The sequence below is a fragment of the Sphingobacterium anhuiense genome, assembly GCF_042686355.1.
Taxonomy (GTDB): domain Bacteria; phylum Bacteroidota; class Bacteroidia; order Sphingobacteriales; family Sphingobacteriaceae; genus Sphingobacterium; species Sphingobacterium anhuiense.
In genome coordinates this window covers 174,760-192,842 of the sequence record NZ_JBHUPE010000002.1, presented here as the reverse complement: position 1 = coordinate 192,842, position 18,083 = coordinate 174,760, and the positions used below count along the sequence as shown (strand labels likewise).

At 36.1% G+C, this 18,083-nt stretch carries 18 protein-coding genes; 9 read left to right on the top strand and 9 right to left on the bottom strand.

Annotated features, from left to right (window positions below):
- The first annotated feature begins 152 nt into the window (after positions 1–152).
- Positions 153–1,190 carry an LLM class flavin-dependent oxidoreductase gene (locus tag ACFS6I_RS04085; RefSeq protein WP_208700533.1) on the top strand — a complete coding sequence of 346 codons (1,038 nt, stop codon included), beginning with the start codon at positions 153–155 and terminating at the stop codon, positions 1,188–1,190.
- Between the two features lie 84 nt (positions 1,191–1,274).
- A complete protein-coding gene (gene miaE / locus ACFS6I_RS04080) occupies positions 1,275–1,856 on the top strand; it encodes a tRNA-(ms[2]io[6]A)-hydroxylase (protein WP_021189384.1) in 582 nt (193 codons plus the stop codon).
- 58 nt (positions 1,857–1,914) lie between these two features.
- On the opposite strand, the gene ACFS6I_RS04075 is transcribed toward miaE, so the two are convergent.
- Positions 1,915–2,397, bottom strand: coding sequence for a GNAT family N-acetyltransferase (locus tag ACFS6I_RS04075; protein ID WP_380918330.1), 483 nt, complete (start codon positions 2,395–2,397; stop codon positions 1,915–1,917).
- 323 nt (positions 2,398–2,720) lie between these two features.
- Between ACFS6I_RS04075 and rlmN the strand changes: the two genes are divergently transcribed.
- Together rlmN and ACFS6I_RS04065 are read left to right on the top strand one after the other, a co-directional pair.
- Positions 2,721–3,785, top strand: a complete 1,065-nt coding sequence (rlmN, locus tag ACFS6I_RS04070; protein WP_021189386.1) for a 23S rRNA (adenine(2503)-C(2))-methyltransferase RlmN — start codon at positions 2,721–2,723, stop codon at positions 3,783–3,785.
- Between the two features lie 131 nt (positions 3,786–3,916).
- Positions 3,917–4,612, top strand: coding sequence for a ComF family protein (locus ACFS6I_RS04065; RefSeq protein WP_208700529.1), 696 nt, complete (start codon positions 3,917–3,919; stop codon positions 4,610–4,612).
- Between the two features lie 72 nt (positions 4,613–4,684).
- Here ACFS6I_RS04065 and ACFS6I_RS04060 read toward each other — a convergent pair whose 3' ends face one another.
- Positions 4,685–5,068, bottom strand: coding sequence for a VanZ family protein (locus ACFS6I_RS04060; protein ID WP_132771640.1), 384 nt, complete (start codon positions 5,066–5,068; stop codon positions 4,685–4,687).
- A 180-nt stretch (positions 5,069–5,248) separates the two neighbouring features.
- On the opposite strand from ACFS6I_RS04060, the gene ACFS6I_RS04055 reads away from it, so the two are divergent.
- The 3 genes from ACFS6I_RS04055 to ACFS6I_RS04045 all read left to right on the top strand — a co-directional run bounded on the left by ACFS6I_RS04055 (position 5,249) and on the right by ACFS6I_RS04045 (position 9,823).
- The gene (locus ACFS6I_RS04055; RefSeq protein ID WP_132771639.1) at positions 5,249–5,602 is read left to right on the top strand and encodes a PadR family transcriptional regulator; all 354 of its coding nucleotides are present in this window, start codon (positions 5,249–5,251) and stop codon (positions 5,600–5,602) included.
- Between the two features lie 12 nt (positions 5,603–5,614).
- Positions 5,615–7,300, top strand: a complete 1,686-nt coding sequence (locus tag ACFS6I_RS04050; protein ID WP_380918327.1) for a PspC domain-containing protein — start codon at positions 5,615–5,617, stop codon at positions 7,298–7,300.
- A 123-nt stretch (positions 7,301–7,423) separates the two neighbouring features.
- Entirely contained in the window at positions 7,424–9,823 is a 2,400-nt protein-coding gene (locus tag ACFS6I_RS04045; protein ID WP_380918325.1) for a TonB-dependent receptor domain-containing protein, read from the top strand.
- Positions 9,824–10,192: 369 nt separating this feature from the next.
- On the opposite strand, the gene ACFS6I_RS04040 is transcribed toward ACFS6I_RS04045, so the two are convergent.
- Positions 10,193–11,629: an MFS transporter gene (locus ACFS6I_RS04040; protein WP_380918323.1), complete on the bottom strand. Its 1,437-nt coding sequence runs from the start codon at positions 11,627–11,629 to the stop codon at positions 10,193–10,195.
- 599 nt (positions 11,630–12,228) lie between these two features.
- Between ACFS6I_RS04040 and ACFS6I_RS04035 the strand changes: the two genes are divergently transcribed.
- Positions 12,229–13,530 (top strand): UDP-N-acetylmuramoyl-tripeptide--D-alanyl-D-alanine ligase, encoded by a 1,302-nt coding sequence (locus ACFS6I_RS04035; RefSeq protein ID WP_380918321.1) that lies wholly within the window; start codon positions 12,229–12,231, stop codon positions 13,528–13,530.
- A gap of 67 nt (positions 13,531–13,597) precedes the next feature.
- Here ACFS6I_RS04035 and folP read toward each other — a convergent pair whose 3' ends face one another.
- The 4 genes from folP to ACFS6I_RS04015 form a co-directional block, all read right to left on the bottom strand.
- The gene (gene folP / locus ACFS6I_RS04030; protein ID WP_380918319.1) at positions 13,598–14,443 is read right to left on the bottom strand and encodes a dihydropteroate synthase; all 846 of its coding nucleotides are present in this window, start codon (positions 14,441–14,443) and stop codon (positions 13,598–13,600) included.
- 97 nt (positions 14,444–14,540) lie between these two features.
- A complete protein-coding gene (locus ACFS6I_RS04025; RefSeq protein WP_132771633.1) occupies positions 14,541–14,948 on the bottom strand; it encodes a DUF4920 domain-containing protein in 408 nt (135 codons plus the stop codon).
- A 7-nt stretch (positions 14,949–14,955) separates the two neighbouring features.
- A complete protein-coding gene (locus tag ACFS6I_RS04020; protein WP_132771632.1) occupies positions 14,956–15,534 on the bottom strand; it encodes an L-threonylcarbamoyladenylate synthase in 579 nt (192 codons plus the stop codon).
- A gap of 20 nt (positions 15,535–15,554) precedes the next feature.
- The gene (locus ACFS6I_RS04015) at positions 15,555–16,373 is read right to left on the bottom strand and encodes a 2,3,4,5-tetrahydropyridine-2,6-dicarboxylate N-succinyltransferase (protein ID WP_132771631.1); all 819 of its coding nucleotides are present in this window, start codon (positions 16,371–16,373) and stop codon (positions 15,555–15,557) included.
- A gap of 115 nt (positions 16,374–16,488) precedes the next feature.
- Between ACFS6I_RS04015 and ACFS6I_RS04010 the strand changes: the two genes are divergently transcribed.
- Complete coding sequence (locus ACFS6I_RS04010) at positions 16,489–16,902, top strand: RNA-binding S4 domain-containing protein (protein ID WP_021191880.1); 414 nt, start codon at positions 16,489–16,491, stop codon at positions 16,900–16,902.
- Positions 16,903–16,940: 38 nt separating this feature from the next.
- On the opposite strand, the gene ytxJ is transcribed toward ACFS6I_RS04010, so the two are convergent.
- Both ytxJ and ACFS6I_RS04000 read right to left on the bottom strand, forming a co-directional pair.
- A complete protein-coding gene (gene ytxJ / locus ACFS6I_RS04005; protein WP_132771630.1) occupies positions 16,941–17,273 on the bottom strand; it encodes a bacillithiol system redox-active protein YtxJ in 333 nt (110 codons plus the stop codon).
- Between the two features lies 1 nt (position 17,274).
- Entirely contained in the window at positions 17,275–18,018 is a 744-nt protein-coding gene (locus ACFS6I_RS04000; RefSeq protein WP_380918315.1) for a hypothetical protein, read from the bottom strand.
- Positions 18,019–18,083: the final 65 nt, after the last annotated feature.

The following is an 18,083-nucleotide window of genomic DNA, read 5'->3' as shown; positions in this document are numbered from 1 at the left end:
ATTGTTGAACATGTACGCTCATTTTCTTTTAGTTTGATGGCTGTACTGTCATCATGTTTTCAAAAAAGTGTTTTCTAGTTTTTTCTTGTTGTAGATCAATTTTTAAGAGATAGAAAATTGATAAGTTTGTTTAATCTTAAAAAAAGAATAATATGGAATTAGGAATAGGAATGTTTGGCGATTTGCATATTGATCCCAAAACAGGGCAAATACAATCTTCACAGGAAAAGTTACATCAGATTATTGAACAAATAAAATTGATGGATGAAGTAGGGCTGGATTTTTTTGGAATGGGTGAGCATCACCGTCCGGACTATGCTGTTTCAGCTCCAGAAATTATATTAGCGGCAGCCGCTTCTGTTACTAAAAATATAAAATTAGGGAGTGCAGTTTCCGTGTTAAGTTCTGCAGATCCGGTTAAACTTTTTCAAGACTTCGCGACAGTTGATGTTTTATCAAATGGACGTGCGGAGATTATGGCAGGTAGAGGATCATTTATTGAATCATTCCCTTTGTTTGGTTATAATTTAAATGATTATGGAGCATTATTTGAAGAAAAATTGGACCTATTGGTCAAACTAAATAATCAGGATACGATTAATTGGACGGGTAAATTTCGTCCTACATTAGTAAATCAACAGATCTTTCCAAGACCTGTTCAACCTAAATTACCAATTTGGGTTGCGGTAGGAGGTACAACTTCATCTGTTATTCGCGCTGGGAAATTAGGTTTACCCGTTATGTTTGCTATTATTGGAGGAACGTACGAAGCTTTTAAGCCACTGGTAGAAATGTACCAACAAGCTTATGCCGATAATGGTCATGATATGGCTAATTTTCAGGTAGGTGTACATATGCATGCTCTTTTTGGTGATCATTCACAACAAGTTGCAGATGCTTACTATCCTATTTATGCAGCACAAATGAACCGCATAGGCGGCGATCGTGGATGGCCACCATACCAACGGACTCAATATGACTTTGGACGTTCATCACATGGTCATTTAATTATTGGAGATGCGGACTATGCTGTAGATAAAATCTTAAAAATACAGGAATCTTTAGGTTTGACGCGCTTTTCTGCACATATGGATGTTGGTGCACCAAATCATATTGATATGATGAAAGCAATTGAGGTTTTTGGAACAAAGATCGCTCCTCAGGTTAGAGCTGCCCTTAATAAGGGATAATAAGACCTTAGTTAAAGTAGTATTCAACATTTTTATATCGGAGAGATATGCTTAACTTTGTGTTTTAAAAATAGAGAGGACAAAATGTTAGGATTGAAATTGTTAACGGATCCGAGGTGGGCAAATATTGCAGAAGGAAATTTAGAAGAGATTCTGACTGATCATGCTTGGTGCGAGCAAAAGGCAGCTTCAAATGCTATTTCATTAATTATGTACAATTCGGAACATGAAGAATTGGTGCATGAATTGACAGCGATTGCTATTGAAGAAATGCAACATTTCCAAATGGTCATTGATATTATTAAAGAAAGAGGCTATACGTTGGGTAAAGAACGTAAAGATGATTACGTGGGACAACTGATGAAATTCAATAAAAAGGACGGTTCCCGTAACATGGCTTTTATAGATCGTTTGTTATTTGCGGCCATGATTGAAGCTCGAAGCTGTGAACGCTTTAGAGTATTGTCTCAAAATATAAAGGATGAGGAATTAGCGAAGTTTTATCATGATCTAATGGTTTCTGAGGCGAATCACTATACAACGTTTCTTAATTTCGCACGTCAATTCTCAACGGATGTCGATGTCGATAAGCGTTGGAAAGAGTGGTTAGAATTTGAAGGAAATTTGATCCAATCGTATGGAACGAAAGAAGCCATACATGGATAATAAATAGTAATCTATTGTGCAAGAGCCCCATTTTTATTAGAAAAATGGGGCTCTACGTTTATATTAGTGCTGACCGCCGCTCTAAAATGCAGTTGTCCATCCAAATTCCGTTTAGCTGGGCAGCTTTTTGCTGAGTGCCTAATAATTTAAATCCGAATTTTTTGTGCAACAAGATACTTTTATCATTTTCAGGAAAAATAAAGGACATGATCGTCCAAATGCCCGCGTTTTCAGAAGTGTCAATAATATGTTGCATCAATACTTTGCCAATTCCTTTGCCTTGATGATCCTGATCGATATAAATACTTAATTCGGTTACACCATGATAACCTGTTCGCTGTAGTACAGGAGATAATGCTACCCAACCGATTATAGTATTGTTCTCAATGGCAACAAAGCGCATATTTTCGAGATGATCTTTATCCCAATCTTTCCAAGAACTAGTTTTTGTCGCTAAAGTGATGTTTCCTGCATCGATTGCCTGCTGGTAAATGCGGGCAACATAAGGATAATGCTTCTGTTCGAGTTTCTGTATTTCCATCTGTAGCGTGAGCTTAAGGTATTATATTCTGATACTTCTTTTGAAGTTGATCAAAACTGATGATTCAAAACTAGGAAAAGTTTTGCATCCATTCGAGCGGGAATGTATATTTTATCTGTGATCTAAATCTCGTATGAACGCATTATAAACTTGTTTTTCATTTAGTTAAGAAGATTTTTTTTTAAAGTTGGTCAAGAATGATGTTGGTTTCGTTAACATTTGTATCCCTTTGATCGCAAGTAATAATTTATAATTCAGCGAGTTCTGATTTTTATGACATTATAAAAATAAGTTTTTTATAGAAATAACCTTACCTTTGCGCTGTGACTGAGAAAAGTAAAATAATTGATATTCGTAGTCTGTCGATAGATCAGATTAAAGAGAAGCTTACTGAAATGGGTGAGCAAGGGTTCCGTGCAAAGCAAATTTACGAATGGATTTGGGCAAAATCCTGTGTGGATTTTGATTTGATGAGCAACCTAAGTAAACCTTTACGGGAAAAGCTAAAAGAGAATTTTGTTATTCGTGCTGTTAAAGTCAAACAATCACAGGTCAGTTCTGATAGAACTATCAAAAGTAGTTTTACTTTGTATGATGGAAATGTGATTGAGGGTGTATTAATCCCTGCTCCAGAACGTATGACTGCTTGTGTGAGCTCTCAAGTTGGGTGTAGTTTGACCTGTAAATTTTGTGCCACGGGTTATATGGATCGTAAACGTAATCTGAATGCAGATGAAATTTATGATCAAGTTGTTTTGATCGCAAAACAAGCCGAAGAGAAATATCAGCAACCATTGACCAACATTGTTTATATGGGGATGGGTGAACCACTCTTGAACTATGCGAATATGATGAAGTCGGTAGAGCGTATTACCTCGCCAGATGGATTGAATATGGCGGCAAAACGGATCACAGTTTCTACCGCTGGTATTGCTAAAATGATTAAAAAATTAGGGGATGACGAAGTCCGATTTAATTTAGCATTGTCTTTACATGCCGCAAATGATAAGAAGCGTAATGAGATCATGCCCATCAATGAGCAAAATACATTAGAAGCATTAGCAGATGCATTGAAGTATTTTTATGCGAAGACAAAAAGCCCAATAACCTTTGAATACATCGTTTTTGATAATTTTAATGATGAGCTCGAGGATGCTAAAGAGTTAGCAAGATTTTGTAAAAATGTTCCTTGTAAGGTTAATATTATTGAATACAATCCGATTTCTTTAGCAAGTTTTGTCAATGCCGATGCCGATAAGATTGAGGTATTTGCTAATTATCTGAAAAATCAAGGTATTATAACAAATGTTCGTAGAAGCCGTGGTAAAGATATTGACGCCGCTTGTGGTCAGTTAGCAATTAAAGATAAAGAAGCTCAAGAAGCTTAATAATAAGGGATTAGACTATACCTCTTCTCAATATACTAATTGATGATAGAGACTGTGATAAATTTGTTTTATTTATAATTTTAATTGTAAATAGAACAAATTTACTTAAGTTAGTATAGGCATAATCAAAAATGAGAAACCAATTATTTCTTTATTTATCAGACTTTGTAGCCTTATTTTTCCCAAAAATTTGTGCAGGCTGTGGCCATGTTTTAGTTAGTCAAGAAAGGTATATCTGTACTTCTTGTCTATTTCATTTACCTATCACAGATTTTCATTTAGATCTTAATAATCAAGTTGCGCGCCAATTGTGGGGAAAATTTCATTTTGAACATGCCTCGGCTCTATTTCTGTTGCGGCAGGACTCGCGGGTAGAGCGGATACTTTATCAAATCAAATATGCCAATCAACCTCAACTTGCATATTTCCTTGGAAGGAAATATGGTGAGACGCTGTCTAACAGTCACACTTTTCAGGATGTTGATGTCATTGTGCCCGTTCCTTTGCATAAAAAGAAGTTGAAGAAAAGGGGGTATAATCAATCCTTTTATTTAGCAAAAGGTCTTGGTATTGCATTGTCAAAACCCGTTTTGGAACATGGATTAACGCGAGTTGGCGAAGGGACAAGTCAAACTAAAAAATCAAGATTGGAACGATACGACAACGTTCAGGATGTGTTTTTTTGCCCAGATGAAACTATTTTAGCAGATAAACATGTGCTCTTGGTAGATGATGTACTGACCACAGGAGCTACATTAACCGCCGCCGCGGAAAAACTTATTGCGGCGGGTTGCCGGATTTCTGTTCTGACATTAGCGAGGGCTTAGTATACTTCAGATAACTACTTCACAGTTAATTTCTAAACAGTATCTGATCTAGAATGTTAAATATTTGATCTGTTACTTTTTACGTCTCACGTAAAAAAGCAAGTAAGCAAAACCCGACATACCAATGCCTACGCTATCTGCAAAGAGATCCCACCAATCACCAGATCTATAGGTGAATATATACAATTGCAATGCTTCAGTCAGTAAGGCGAAAAGGATACCTAAAATACTTACGACAATAACGGGAAGCCATTTTGTAGGGCGACCTTTGAACTGAACCAATACACCATTATAAATTAACGTACAAAATACGAAAAACATACCTGCGTGAACGAGCTTGTCCATCCCCGGATAGGAAGGAACTTTCTCAAAACTTTGTCCTGGCATACAACACAGTGCTATAACCACTACAGCCCAAAGCATTACCCACTTATAATCTAATAATAATCTTATCATGCACTCCTTATAATCAATTTTCGTGCTAAAATAGTGATAAATATAAGAAAAGTGAAATAATGTATTTAGACGTATATGAAAATTATTTAGCTGATTTACAGCGTTTTAATTTTATTTTTTAAATTTATATAGTACTATGTATTGCATAGTACATAATAAAACATATATCTTTGTATTGTTATGATAGCTGAAAATACACAAATACAGATGCGGAAAGGAATACTGGAATATTGTATTCTTTCTATTATTTCCCGAGGGGAAATATATGCATCGGATATCATCAGCGAACTGAAAAAAGCACAGCTCTTGGTTGTAGAGGGAACTTTATATCCTTTGTTGACTAGGCTTAAAAATAACGGTTTGCTGAGTTATATATGGAAGGAATCAACTTCTGGACCTCCACGTAAATATTATGAAATCACAGCAGAAGGAATACAGGTTCTTGAGCGATTGGATGTTACATGGAAAGAACTGGTTTTTGCAGTGGAGACATCTCTAGCGGACAGAATTAATACAATTGACAAATCAATATAACCTATAAATACCATGAACAAGACTATAATTATCAATATAAATAGTATCGTTTTTCATATAGAAGAGGACGCATATGATGTGTTGCGCAATTATATGATTGATATTAAAAAGCATTTCGGAAGTTCGGAAGACAGCAAAGAGATTTTGGAAGATATCGAAAATCGTATTGCAGAGATGTTTACAGAGAAGATTCAACTCGGAATCAAAGAAGTACTGAATATGGATGATGTCAATGCCGTCATCGCACAGATGGGAAGTGTGAGTGATTTTGAGATCAACGATACGGATCAACAGTATTCAGATCAAAAAACAAATCAGGCATACAGCACTTTTCGTACGGGTAAAAAGTTGATGCGTGATCCAGAAGATAAGGTAATCAGTGGTGTGTGTAGTGGTCTGGGACATTATTTTGGCATAGAGGCTCGATGGATTAGACTTTTATTTGTGTTATTCGTTGTAATCTTCGGTTCAGGATTTCTGGTGTATATTATCTTGTGGATTGTAATGCCAATCGCAATTACCAGAGCAGATCGTATGGAAATGCGCGGAGAGTCGCCTAATATCCAGAATTTTAAACGAAGTTTTGAAGAGGAATTGAGCGGTCTAAAAGAGAATTTTTCTGGTGCCGGCAACACATTCAATAGAGGTGTAGAAAATGCTGGAACAGCATTTGGAGAGATCATTAAAATCTTTGCAAAAGTGATCGGTCTGATCGTTGCTTTTTCAATAGGCTTAAGCTTAATATCGCTGTTAATTGCCTTGATCTTTTTTAGCTTGGGTATAGCAGGCGTAACGGACCGAGGGATTATTGAACCATTAAATTTGATCGATCCTCAGCAGGCTCCATGGGCATTAACGGCAGCATTCTTGGCTATTGCAATTCCATTTGCAGGTTTATTTTACCTCATTATTCGCTTGTTGTTTGACCGCAAGCCGATGAATAATTACTTAACGACTTCTTTATTCCTAGTATGGTTAATTTCTTTAGGTAGCATTATCTATTATGCAGGTTCGGTGGCTAAAGATTTTAGAGAAGAAAGTATGATCGTAGAAGAAAAACCTTTGGCTCCAAGATCTATCTATCGTATCAATGCCCGTGATGTGCGTGTCATCAAAATAAATGGAGATCACGGCCGTTCAAATCTAAAGGTCGGTACCAACTTATTCGAATATCTTCAGGATGATATCCGAATTCGATTTGAAAGGGTAGATTCAACGCAAATGCCTTATATCAAATATGAGTATTCGGCAAAAGGAGCTAATTATAATTTGGCAACTAAACGTGCGTCTGCAATCAATTATAAAGCCGTTCAGGATAGCGCGAACATTATTTTTGATAGCCACTTTAAATTAGGTGAGAAAGAATTGTATCGAGATCAAAAAGTGAATGTTACGATCTACCTTCCAGTTGGTGCAAAAGTAATGCTGAACAGGGATTTAGAGCGCAATTATGCAGATATATCTTACTGGGAATGCTATGAGCGTTATGAAAATGATGATATTAAAGAAACGGAATGGGTAATGACAAATCTGGGTTTGAAATGTGCTCTACCTGAAAAATCTGAATTTGCACCTGAAGCGGAAGATGAGACGGATGAAAATGTGGTAACTGTAGATACTGCAGTTAGCAGAAAAGATACCATTATCAGTATTTCTCCTACTGGTGTGGTGGTTGAAACAAAAGGAAAGAAAAAATAAATAATAGGTGCTTAGCACCTATTATTTTAATAAAACTCGCAAACTGTAACATTATACGATAACCGCATACTAATTATTCATTACACCTATTTTGAATATAACAACCTAAACAATACAATGAAAATGAAACTATTATTAACAATCTTATTTGCAATCAGTAGCCAACTGCTTTGGGCTGCTATTGGAATATCGGGTAAGATCGTAAATGAAAAAAATGAACCCATGGGCGCAGTTACAGCCTATCTGATCAATAGTACTAATGATATTATCTTAAAAACAGCAATTACGAAAGAAGATGGGCAATATGCTTTTGAAAATGTTGCTGCAGGATCTTATTATGTGGAAGCAAGAATGATCGGGTACAGTGTATCCCGATCTGCAGTTATTGCTTTTAATAAAACACAGCAACAGATTGCAGATTTGAAATTGAGTCCCAGTACAAATACCTTAGCTGAGGTGACGATCGAAGGCAAGAGGCCATTGGTCGAAAATAAACAGGGGAAATTGATTTTAAATGTCGAGAATTCGCCTTTAGCCGCGGGTAATAATGGACTCGATATCGTACAGCGCGCTCCTGGAGTTAGTTTGGACAACGACAATAATCTGCAGTTAATGGGGCAGTCTGGAGTAAAGGTTACTATCGACGGCCGACAAACTTATATGACTGGAGAACAATTGACTACGCTTTTGAAAAGTACTGATGGAAATCAGATCAAATCTGTTGAAGTAATCAAATCACGTAGCGCGAGGGACGATGCAGAAGGTGCTGTGGGAACGATCAATATCGTGATGAAAAAAAATAAGATGGAGGGATTTAATGGTAATTTCTCTGCCACAGCAGGATTAGGACAGAAGTTTAGAGGTAATTCGGCCTTATCTTTAAATTACAAAAAGAATAATACAACCTATTTTGGATCTTATTCTTATAGTGATGATAAATATGTCAACAGACTAAATATAGAGCGTATCATTTCTAATGACGGCATCGAGACTTTATTTGATCAAAAATCAAATCTGCATATTAAAGATCGTACGCATACATACAAATTTGGCATAGAGCAGAAAACTTCCGATCGGAATGTGATGTCTTTACAATTTAACGGAAGCAATAATGTGGAGCTTAATGATAACGATAGTAAATCTCTCATTGGACCTTTAACGACAATTGATTCGACGTTGATCTCTATGACACAGTTCAAAGAGGGTTTTAATCGTTATTCACTTAATTTCAATAATGAGTTTAAGATCGACTCGACAGGTAAAAAATTGGTACTGGATTTAGATTGGAGTAAATTCAAAAATAGTAAAAAGGCTGATTATGATAATAGATTGTTTAATCAAAACGATCAATTGATACGTGATCCAGAACTATTGCGAAGTGAGATGCCAATAGGAATTGATATATACGTCGCAAAACTGGATTATAATCAACCGCTGAATAAAACCTCGAATATAGAAACCGGCGTGAAGTATTCAAATGTGAAATCTGATAATAATCTTCTGTTTGAAGAGCAACTGGATAATGTCTGGACAAATATCGTCAATAGATCAAATCATTTTGTTTATAAAGAGCAAATTGCCGCAGGTTACTTTGATTATGATAACCAGATTGGTAAATGGGGTATTAAGGCCGGTTTAAGAGGGGAATATACACTGTCTGATGGACACTCCATTACAGAAAATAAACAGGTTAAACGTAATTACTTTGATCTATTCCCATCAGCTAATTTGAGTTACGATGCGCATGAAAACCATATTTTCTCTTTGGGATATTCACGTAAGATCACAAGACCTAATTATCGACAACTCAATCCTTTTGATTACTTTATCGATAAGTACACTTCTGAGCGTGGTAATCCTTACTTAAATCCACAGTATGCAAATGAGTTGAATTTGAATTATACTTTATATAAGAAATATACGGTTACATTGGGTTACAATGCGCAGACCGATGCTATCGTGGAAAGTATGGGCCAAGATTCAATTAAGAAAACAACTTGGGTAACGCGTGAAAATCTAGGAAAAAATAATTCGGCATTTTTGAATTTAAGTATGCCAGTTCAGATTGCAAAGTTCTGGTCTTCCTACAACAATATCACGGCTGTATACATGAATTTTGACGGAGCTATTGCAGGAGCGGTGGTTAACAATTCAAGTTTCCTTTTTCAGGTGAATTCAATGAGTACATTTAAGCTGTCACCTTCATTGTCTGCAGAGATGAATCTACGCTACTTTTCACCTTTTACTTATAACATTTATAAATTGGAAAGTCGTTGGGATGCACAAATTGGCTTTACTAAAAACTTTAAAGACAAGAGAAGTTCGCTTAAACTCGCAGTCTCCGATGTCTTTAATACCAGTAATCAAAACCTATCAACGAATTTCTCATCTTTCAACACAAAGATCCGACAGAATCAGGACCGAAGAGTGGCACGTTTAACCTACTCTTATAAGTTTGGAAATTTGAAAAATGTGACTAAGAAAAAGAGCACGGATAATGAAGAAAAACAGCGTGCCCAATAATAGATAGTTTCAATGTTTATGTAATATGTTGACCGTAAGTATGAAAATACTTGCGGTTTTTTTTGCAATATCATCACTCAGATCATACTTGTTTACAACAGTATTCGAATAATCTCACTATTTTATCTCGCTATTAAATATAAGTTAGGTTAAATATAAGATGGCTTGCTGCTATTTTGAGAGAAAATTAATGAGCAGCTGTGTGCTTGATACATGGTCAATTTAAGATCTGTATGGAGTTCGTGTTCGTAGACTTATTCCAGACCGAAAAAAATACAGGAGGGATAGAATATCCCTCCTGTAAATAATATTCTAACGTTGAAGTTACGGAGTTTCCTTCGATGTTGATTCCACTGTTTGTGTTATTTATTATAATTCTACAATTTTCATTTTAGGAACTAATGCTTTCATTCCTGCCCACGCAATAAGATAAGCGACCGCACAAAATGAGAAGATAATGAAATATCCAGCTGGTTCACCTTCAAATCCCATGAATTTCAGTTGAGTTTCTTTAGCATAGTCAAAAAGAACACCTGATATTTTATTAATAATAAAGGCTCCTAAGCCTCCTGCTAATCCTCCGATACCGGTAATAGTGGCAATAGCTTTTTTCGGAAACATGTCTCCAACAGTAGAAAAGATATTTGCAGACCAGGATTGGTGTGCAGCACCAGCAATTCCAATAAAAATGACAGGAACCCAATAGGAGATATAACCTAAGGGCTGTGCAAATAAAACGATCAAAGGAATAAATGCGAAAATTAACATCGCTTTCATTCGACCTTCATACGGATTCATGCCCTTTTTTTCGACAAATAGAGTTGGAAGATAACCTCCGTAGATTGAGAATAAAGTAATGATGTATAAAACAAAAATTGCTAATTGTCCTTCTGTATCAGATGATTTAATGTTATAAACAGCACTTAAATAGGCAGGCATCCAAAATAAGAAAAACCACCAGACACCGTCTGTCATAAATTTTCCTAAGGCAAAAGCCCACGTTTGTTTATGTTTAAAGCACTCCAAAAAAGATACTTTTAATTTCTCATTAGATTTTTGTTCTTCGGTATGATGAGCTGAATCTTGCAGAATATAGCGCAGCTCACTTTCATTAACCTTAGGGTGCTCTTCTGGTTTTTTGTACATGAATACCCAAAATCCCATCCATACAAAACCCAAAGCACCAATAATAATAAAAGACATTTCCCATCCATAATACTTTGCAATTGTTGGGATTGTAATAGGAGCGACCAGTGCGCCAATAGTCGCACCGGCATTAAATATACTGGTCGCTAAGGCGCGATCTTTTTTAGGAAAGTACTCTGCAGTTGCTTTTATGGCGGCAGGAAAGTTTCCCGCTTCACCTATTGCTAATACAAAGCGTGCAAAAATAAATAGCGTAACACTGGTACTGATTACTAAACCGACGTCATTAATTGTTCCAATTACTGCTTTAGACTCCTCAAAATTTAGAAACCAGTTACCGGTTAACTGTCCCGCAGTAGCGATACCACAAAAAGCGTGAATAATAGCACCAACTGACCAAATACCGATCGCCCAAAGAAAGCCTTTTTTTGTGTCCATCCAATCGACAAACCGACCTGCAAAAAGCATACTTATGGCATAAAAGATCGAGAAAAGAGCTGTTATATTACCGTAGTCATTATTTGTCCAATGAAATTCAGGGCTTATAAAATCTTTCCATGTTAAGGATAAGACTTGTCTATCTAAATAATTTATAGTGGTGGCAAAAAATAGGAGAGCACAAACACTCCAGCGGTACTTTGTTGGTTTATTATTGTTCATATTTGGTTTACTCTATTCTTTCTACTTTGAAAATAGAAATATAAGTTTGTTGTTACTGTAACTTTATGAATCTATATGATCATCTCTATGTAACCGGATCAGTGCTGTATGTGTCGAAGAATTACAATAGATATATTTTAAAGTTAATGCTTATAATAATAGGTAGAGCAAAATTAGCATCTTATTTTTACGCAAACGTTTTCAGAGATTATTTAGGCTTATACAAGCATTTTGTGCTTAATGGTAAAAACTGGAAGCATTATTTAGCTGTCGCCTTACGGTTACGTTCCATAATTGTGTTAATCGACTCTGGATCATTTCACACACCTTTATATGTGATATTATCTCTGCATAAATTATAAGGAATCAGTTTGCAGTCCAACTAATCTGCATAGAATTCCCACAATAGATCATGAACATAATTATTTGGATCTTCATCTTTTGAGTATAAGCACATCTATACTGCGATAAAATGAATAACCTGCGCTGATTGGGATTAAGGATTATTTGAAATTTTTGTACTGATTTATAGAACTCTAAATTATTATATTTGTTTGATGATTGCTACTATTGAGGTAATCAAGTAAAAGTTTTTAAGAATGGAACTGCAAGCACTGTATAACTTATTCAAACAACACCCCAGTGTATCAACAGATACACGAAATATTCTACCTGATTCGCTTTTTTTTGCTTTAAAGGGATCAAATTTCAATGGAAATGAATTTGCGGAACAAGCCTTGATATCGGGAGCCGCTTATGTCGTCATTGACGAAGAGAAATATAAAAAAAATGATCGATTTATACTCGTAGATGATGTTTTAGAAACTCTCCAAGCTTTAGCACATTATCACCGCAAACAATTTAATATACCTTTTATTGGTGTAACGGGTACGAATGGTAAGACAACGACTAAGGAGTTACTGCATGTCGTTCTGTCCAAAAAATATAAGACATATGCTACAAAGGGAAATCTAAATAACCATATTGGTGTTCCATTAACTTTATTGGCTATTGACCACGATATTGAAATTGCAATCATCGAAATGGGAGCTAATCATATTGGTGAAATTGATTTTTTATGCAGGATTGCCGAACCCACTCATGGTCTGATTTCCAATGTAGGTAAAGCACATTTAGAGGGATTTGGTTCCTTCGAAGGGGTAAAGAAAACAAAAGGTGAACTCTATGACTGGTTGGAAGCTAATCAAGGAACGTTATTTCTACAGGGAGATAATCCTTTTCTTAAAGAAATGGCTGAGCAACGGCATATTGATAAAGTGGTTAAATATGGTTTTTCCGAGTCAAATGCTATTATTGGAAACCTAATTAAAGCAGATCCATTATTACAGATTGAATGGCATCTTCAACAATCTGAAGAGATCTTTCATGCCGATACGCAGTTGGCAGGTTCTTATAATACGGAGAATTTTTTGGCAGCGATAGCTCTTGGACATTATTTTCATGTGCCTCTTAACCTTATCAATAACGCTATTTCAGAATATAAACCAACAAATAACCGTTCTCAGATAACAAAGACAGATCGTAATACAGTGATCTGTGATTATTATAATGCTAATGCAACGAGTATGGAAGCGGCATTAACAAATATGCGTATCATTGAGGCTACTCATAAAGTTGTTATACTGGGAGATATGTTTGAATTAGGTGAAGAATCTTCTCATGAGCATAAAAAAGTGGTGGAATTGGCGAAAACCATTTCTGGAGCGCGTTTGATCTTTGTCGGTAAAGCATTTTATGAGCATCAAGATGTAGGTGGAGAATTTTTCGAAACAACAAGTGATGCGAAAGCCGCTTTATTGAGTAATCCGATTTCGCATGCAACAATATTACTGAAAGCATCCCGTGGAATGGCTTTTGAAAAGCTGATGGATGTTTTATAGATTTTTGAAAAGATATTAGAAAATAAAAAGGAGCTGATCGGCTCCTTTTTATTTTCTAATCAATTTACTATTGAAATAATAGATCGACAATCTGTTTAGCTTCTTTGACATCATGCACACGAAGTAACTGTACACCCTTAGTCAGGAGAAGTGTATTGAGAACTGTTGTTCCGTTTAGTGCTTCTTGTGGAGTTAGACCAAGTTTTTTATAGATCATTGACTTTCGGGATATACCACCAAGTATAGGAAGCCCATAATAGTGAAGTTCATCTACCCGATAAAGCAACTCGTAGTTTTGTTCAATTGTTTTTGCAAAACCATAACCCGGATCCAGTATAATATCTTTGACGCCCAATTTTCTTAATGCAGCAATCTTCTCACCAAAATATGTAGCGACATCTGTGACGATATCCTGATAAACAGTTAATTGTTGCATATTTTCGGGAATGCCACGCATGTGCATCAAGATATAAGGCACTTGCAATTTTGCAACTGTCGGGAACATTTCCGGATCAATTGTACCTCCCGAGACGTCATTGATCATATGTACGCCGGCATGTACGCAGGCCGCAGCAACATCGGCACGGAATGTATCTATTGAAAGTATCGCGTCAGGAAATGTGTTTGAAATAGCGTGGACAGCAGGTAGTGCTCGATCTAGTTCCTCCTGTGAAGTAATTAATGTGGCTCCAGGTCGAGAGGAATATGCACCGATATCAATGATGTCGGCTCCAGCATCTAAAAGGGCCTGAGTCTTGATCAGTATTTGTTCAATATTCTTATTATTTTGCCCACCATCAAAAAAGGAGTCCGGAGTAACATTTAAAATTCCCATGATGACGGGACGGTCAAATGTCATGATGCGACCTTTTAAATTGATGGATTGCGCAGGGGTAGTTTTGATCATTTTCATCTTGTACAAATGTATCAAGCTTATTTAATAAATGCTAAAATTAAAAAGAGGTCAATTTTCGTTAATGAAAATGACCTCCTTTAATTTATTAAACGATCTATTTAACAACTAATACGCCATCAGCAACAAAAGTGATTTCGTTTGTCGTATCTTTTACTTTGGCATAACCATCTACAATCACATTTTTACCAACTAAATCAGCAGGTACAAAATAACTGTAATCAGTAAAGCGTACTGTAATAGGCTCTTTGTCACCCGTTCTTTGAAGTGTCAAGAAGCACCCTTTTTTGGTGCAGACCTGAATAACTTTTCCAGTGACTTTACCGGTGAATTTAGGTGATTTTTCTAATGATTTTTCAAGTTTGTCAACTGTAATAGCATTAGACTTATCCACTTTTTTACCATATTGTACACCAATTTCTGCAGGAGTAATTTCTTTTTGTTGAGCTTGGCCGTTCCAAGAAATACCAAAGGCTAAAGCAACAAGTAATAGTAATTTTTTCATACTGATCTTATTTTCGTAGAAATTCAAACTTCCCGCTAGGATCTAACTTCATCACACTTGATGACTTCCCGTCACTTTTAGTATGTTGTCCAAACTGAACAACATAATCCACTTGATTTTTAATCTCTTCAGAGATATCATCAAAACATTTTGGCGAATCTTCGCCACTAATATTCGCAGAGGTAGATACCAACGGTTTTCTAAAACGTTGTAAAAGCTGTTGACAAAAGTCGTGATTAACAATACGAATTCCGATTGAACCATCTTCTGCTATAACATTTGGAGCTAAGTTTTTAGCTCCAGAGTACACGATAGTTAATGGTTTCTCTGTGTATTCAATCAATTGGTAAGCTACTTCTGGAATTTCAGTAACGTAACTTGCCAATTGATTGTCATTATGTAGTAGAATAATAAGGCTTTTTTCCTTTGCTCTTCCTTTTAACTGAAAAACCTTCTCCACAGCCTCAGGATTTGTGGCATCGCAACCAATACCCCAGATCGTATCTGTTGGGTATAAAATCAAACCGCCATTTTTGAGAACTTCTAAAGCTTGATTAATATCGTTTCTATCTACAAATTGACTCATTTTTTATTTTAATTAGGAAATTATACAGCTACGTTGTGATCACGTAAAGCATCATTTAAAGATGTTTTCTTGTCTGTAGACTCTTTACGTTTACCAATGATAAGTGCACAAGGAACTTGATATTCACCAGCAGGGAATTTTTTGGTGTAAGAACCAGGGATAACAACCGAACGAGCAGGTACATAACCTTTGTATTCCACTGGCTCAGGGCCCGATACATCAATAATTTTAGTGGATGCCGTTAATACCACATTAGCACCTAAAACAGCCTCAGTTTCAACACGGATACCTTCTACAACGATTGCTCTAGAACCAACAAAAACATTGTCTTCGATAATAACCGGAGCAGCTTGTACCGGCTCTAATACACCACCAATACCTACACCGCCACTTAAGTGAACATTTTTGCCAATCTGTGCACAAGAACCCACAGTAGCCCAAGTATCGACCATAGTGCCTTCACCAACATATGCTCCGATATTGACATACGAAGGCATCAAAATTACACCTTTAGCTAGATATGCACCTAAACGAGCAGATGCTCCAGGTACAACACGAACACCAATTTCTTTGTAGTTCGTCTTTAATTTCATTTTATCGTAGTAAACGAATGGACCTGCAGAAGACTCACTCATTTCACGGATCGGGAAGTATAAGATTACAGCTTTTTTAATCCAGTCATTAACATGCCATCTCGTACCGATTGGCTCAGCGACTCTCAATTCACCAGCATCAAGTTTTAAGATCACAGTACGAATTGCTTCCGCATATTCTTTATATTCTAGAAGTTGTCTATCCTCCCAGGCATCTTCGATAAGTTTTTTTAATTGTTCAGGCATCTTTTATAATTCAAAAATTATCAGTTCTTTTTATTGAAGACAAATATGTTAAAATTTGTTCAATTTATAATGGATAATGAGCAGATTTTAAGTCAATATGACTATTTTTGTACAAATGGCAACAGAAACTGAAAAACTTCGAATCGATAAATATTTGTGGTCAATACGTCTTTTTAAAACACGTAGTCTGGCTACCGAGGCCTGTAAGGCTGGGCGGGTAAAATTGAACGGGCAGAATATTAAGCCTTCCTACGTTGTTAAAGTAGGGGATATCTATCAGGTTCAAAAAGGAATCGAACGTAAGATCGTAAAAGTTCTAGGACTTCTTGAAAGAAGAGTTGATGCGAAGACGGCCGTACAGTTTTATGAAGATCAAACTCCGGAAGAGGAGACAACCGCTTATAAATCGGCATTCCATGCTCCAATTTTAACTCGAGATCGGGGAGCTGGCAGACCCACTAAAAGAGACCGTCGTGAGATTGATGATTTGAAAGAAGATTGGTGGGAAGATGATGGACAAAGTAAATAAATACATATAAAATAGAAAAAGCTACTTAGTAGCTTTTTCTATTTTATATAAGTGACAAGATCATCGAAATCAATATCTCCGTGCGATGCATTGAAAAGGCATGCTTTGCCTTTTATAATCAAGAGCTGCGGCGACTGATGTTCGATATGCCAAATGGAAGCAATCTGATTCGAAATTTCTCGGAAAGCTAATAAATCTAAATAATAAACATCGTAAGACTTATCTGTTAAATTAGCAAAGCGTTCAAAGTTTTTCTTCGCCATACCGCTAATGCCACAGGTAGTACTGTGTTTAAAAATTGCAGTGACCTGCTCACTACCCAATATTTCCTGTAGTTGGTCTAAACTATTAAGAGGAATCCAGTTAATCATATTATAATTCAGTAAATTTTGAAGCTTCTACGTGTTCGAATGTAGAAACAGTTGTAAATGTACAGCTTTTCTTTTTATTGTTTAGTGCGATAAACGAAGTTGGAAGCTTTAGGCCAGAACCTGCATCTTTATATTGATCAACCTGATAATTGACCATACTTATGGTGTTTTCAAAAGCTTTTATTTCACCCGTATTTTCATTGATGAGTAAATTTCCTTTTATAGGACCGTCATAGAAACTCCCATCATAGCTAACAAACGTGCTCAACAATTTCTCATTATTCAAAAGTTTTACTTTTATATCAGTAAAGTTTATACCTTTTAATTCTGTTATTAGCGGCAATAACAAGAGCTTTAGGTCTTCATTGACCTGTTGCTGAATGTCGCGTTGCAGAGCCGTCTCTATGGTTTTAATCTCAACAGCATTAACAAAGAGTTTGAGGGGCTGCTTGCGTTTGAAATTGAATAAATAAACCAGCTTCTCATTTTTTGTTGATTGTCCTTCAAAGCGGCATTCTCCAGTTTCTCTATTCCATAATAATGATCTGTCGGAAGAGCTGTTAAGCAGATTCGCATTATCATTCCCTGTGCAGGAGAATAAGAGAAATTTAGTATTCTGCCAGTTTTCAATTCCTCCTATGGAGGATTCCAGCTTCATTTGTATATTACTTTCTTGTGCTATTCCCAAGATAGCATTCATTTGCATGATGATGTATAAGAAAGCAATTTTTAGTATAGTCTTCATTATATAAAATATAGATCTTTATAAAAGATAAAATCGACTTCAATATCTTATACAAGACACTGAAG

Bases quoted from the DNA above. Each gene is read 5' to 3' on its own strand.
- ACFS6I_RS04085 (WP_208700533.1), top strand. From the start codon at position 153: ATGGAATTAGGAATAGGAATGTTTGGCGATTTGCATATTGATCCCAAA.
- miaE (WP_021189384.1), top strand. From the start codon at position 1,275: ATGTTAGGATTGAAATTGTTAACGGATCCGAGGTGGGCAAATATTGCA.
- ACFS6I_RS04075 (WP_380918330.1), bottom strand. From the start codon at position 2,397: ATGGAAATACAGAAACTCGAACAGAAGCATTATCCTTATGTTGCCCGC.
- ACFS6I_RS04065 (WP_208700529.1), top strand. From the start codon at position 3,917: ATGAGAAACCAATTATTTCTTTATTTATCAGACTTTGTAGCCTTATTT.
- ACFS6I_RS04060 (WP_132771640.1), bottom strand. From the start codon at position 5,068: ATGATAAGATTATTATTAGATTATAAGTGGGTAATGCTTTGGGCTGTA.
- ACFS6I_RS04055 (WP_132771639.1), top strand. From the start codon at position 5,249: ATGATAGCTGAAAATACACAAATACAGATGCGGAAAGGAATACTGGAA.
- ACFS6I_RS04050 (WP_380918327.1), top strand. From the start codon at position 5,615: ATGAACAAGACTATAATTATCAATATAAATAGTATCGTTTTTCATATA.
- ACFS6I_RS04045 (WP_380918325.1), top strand. From the start codon at position 7,424: ATGAAACTATTATTAACAATCTTATTTGCAATCAGTAGCCAACTGCTT.
- ACFS6I_RS04040 (WP_380918323.1), bottom strand. From the start codon at position 11,629: ATGAACAATAATAAACCAACAAAGTACCGCTGGAGTGTTTGTGCTCTC.
- ACFS6I_RS04035 (WP_380918321.1), top strand. From the start codon at position 12,229: ATGGAACTGCAAGCACTGTATAACTTATTCAAACAACACCCCAGTGTA.
- folP (WP_380918319.1), bottom strand. From the start codon at position 14,443: ATGAAAATGATCAAAACTACCCCTGCGCAATCCATCAATTTAAAAGGT.
- ACFS6I_RS04025 (WP_132771633.1), bottom strand. From the start codon at position 14,948: ATGAAAAAATTACTATTACTTGTTGCTTTAGCCTTTGGTATTTCTTGG.
- ACFS6I_RS04020 (WP_132771632.1), bottom strand. From the start codon at position 15,534: ATGAGTCAATTTGTAGATAGAAACGATATTAATCAAGCTTTAGAAGTT.
- ACFS6I_RS04015 (WP_132771631.1), bottom strand. From the start codon at position 16,373: ATGCCTGAACAATTAAAAAAACTTATCGAAGATGCCTGGGAGGATAGA.
- ACFS6I_RS04010 (WP_021191880.1), top strand. From the start codon at position 16,489: ATGGCAACAGAAACTGAAAAACTTCGAATCGATAAATATTTGTGGTCA.
- ytxJ (WP_132771630.1), bottom strand. From the start codon at position 17,273: ATGATTAACTGGATTCCTCTTAATAGTTTAGACCAACTACAGGAAATA.
- ACFS6I_RS04000 (WP_380918315.1), bottom strand. From the start codon at position 18,018: ATGAAGACTATACTAAAAATTGCTTTCTTATACATCATCATGCAAATG.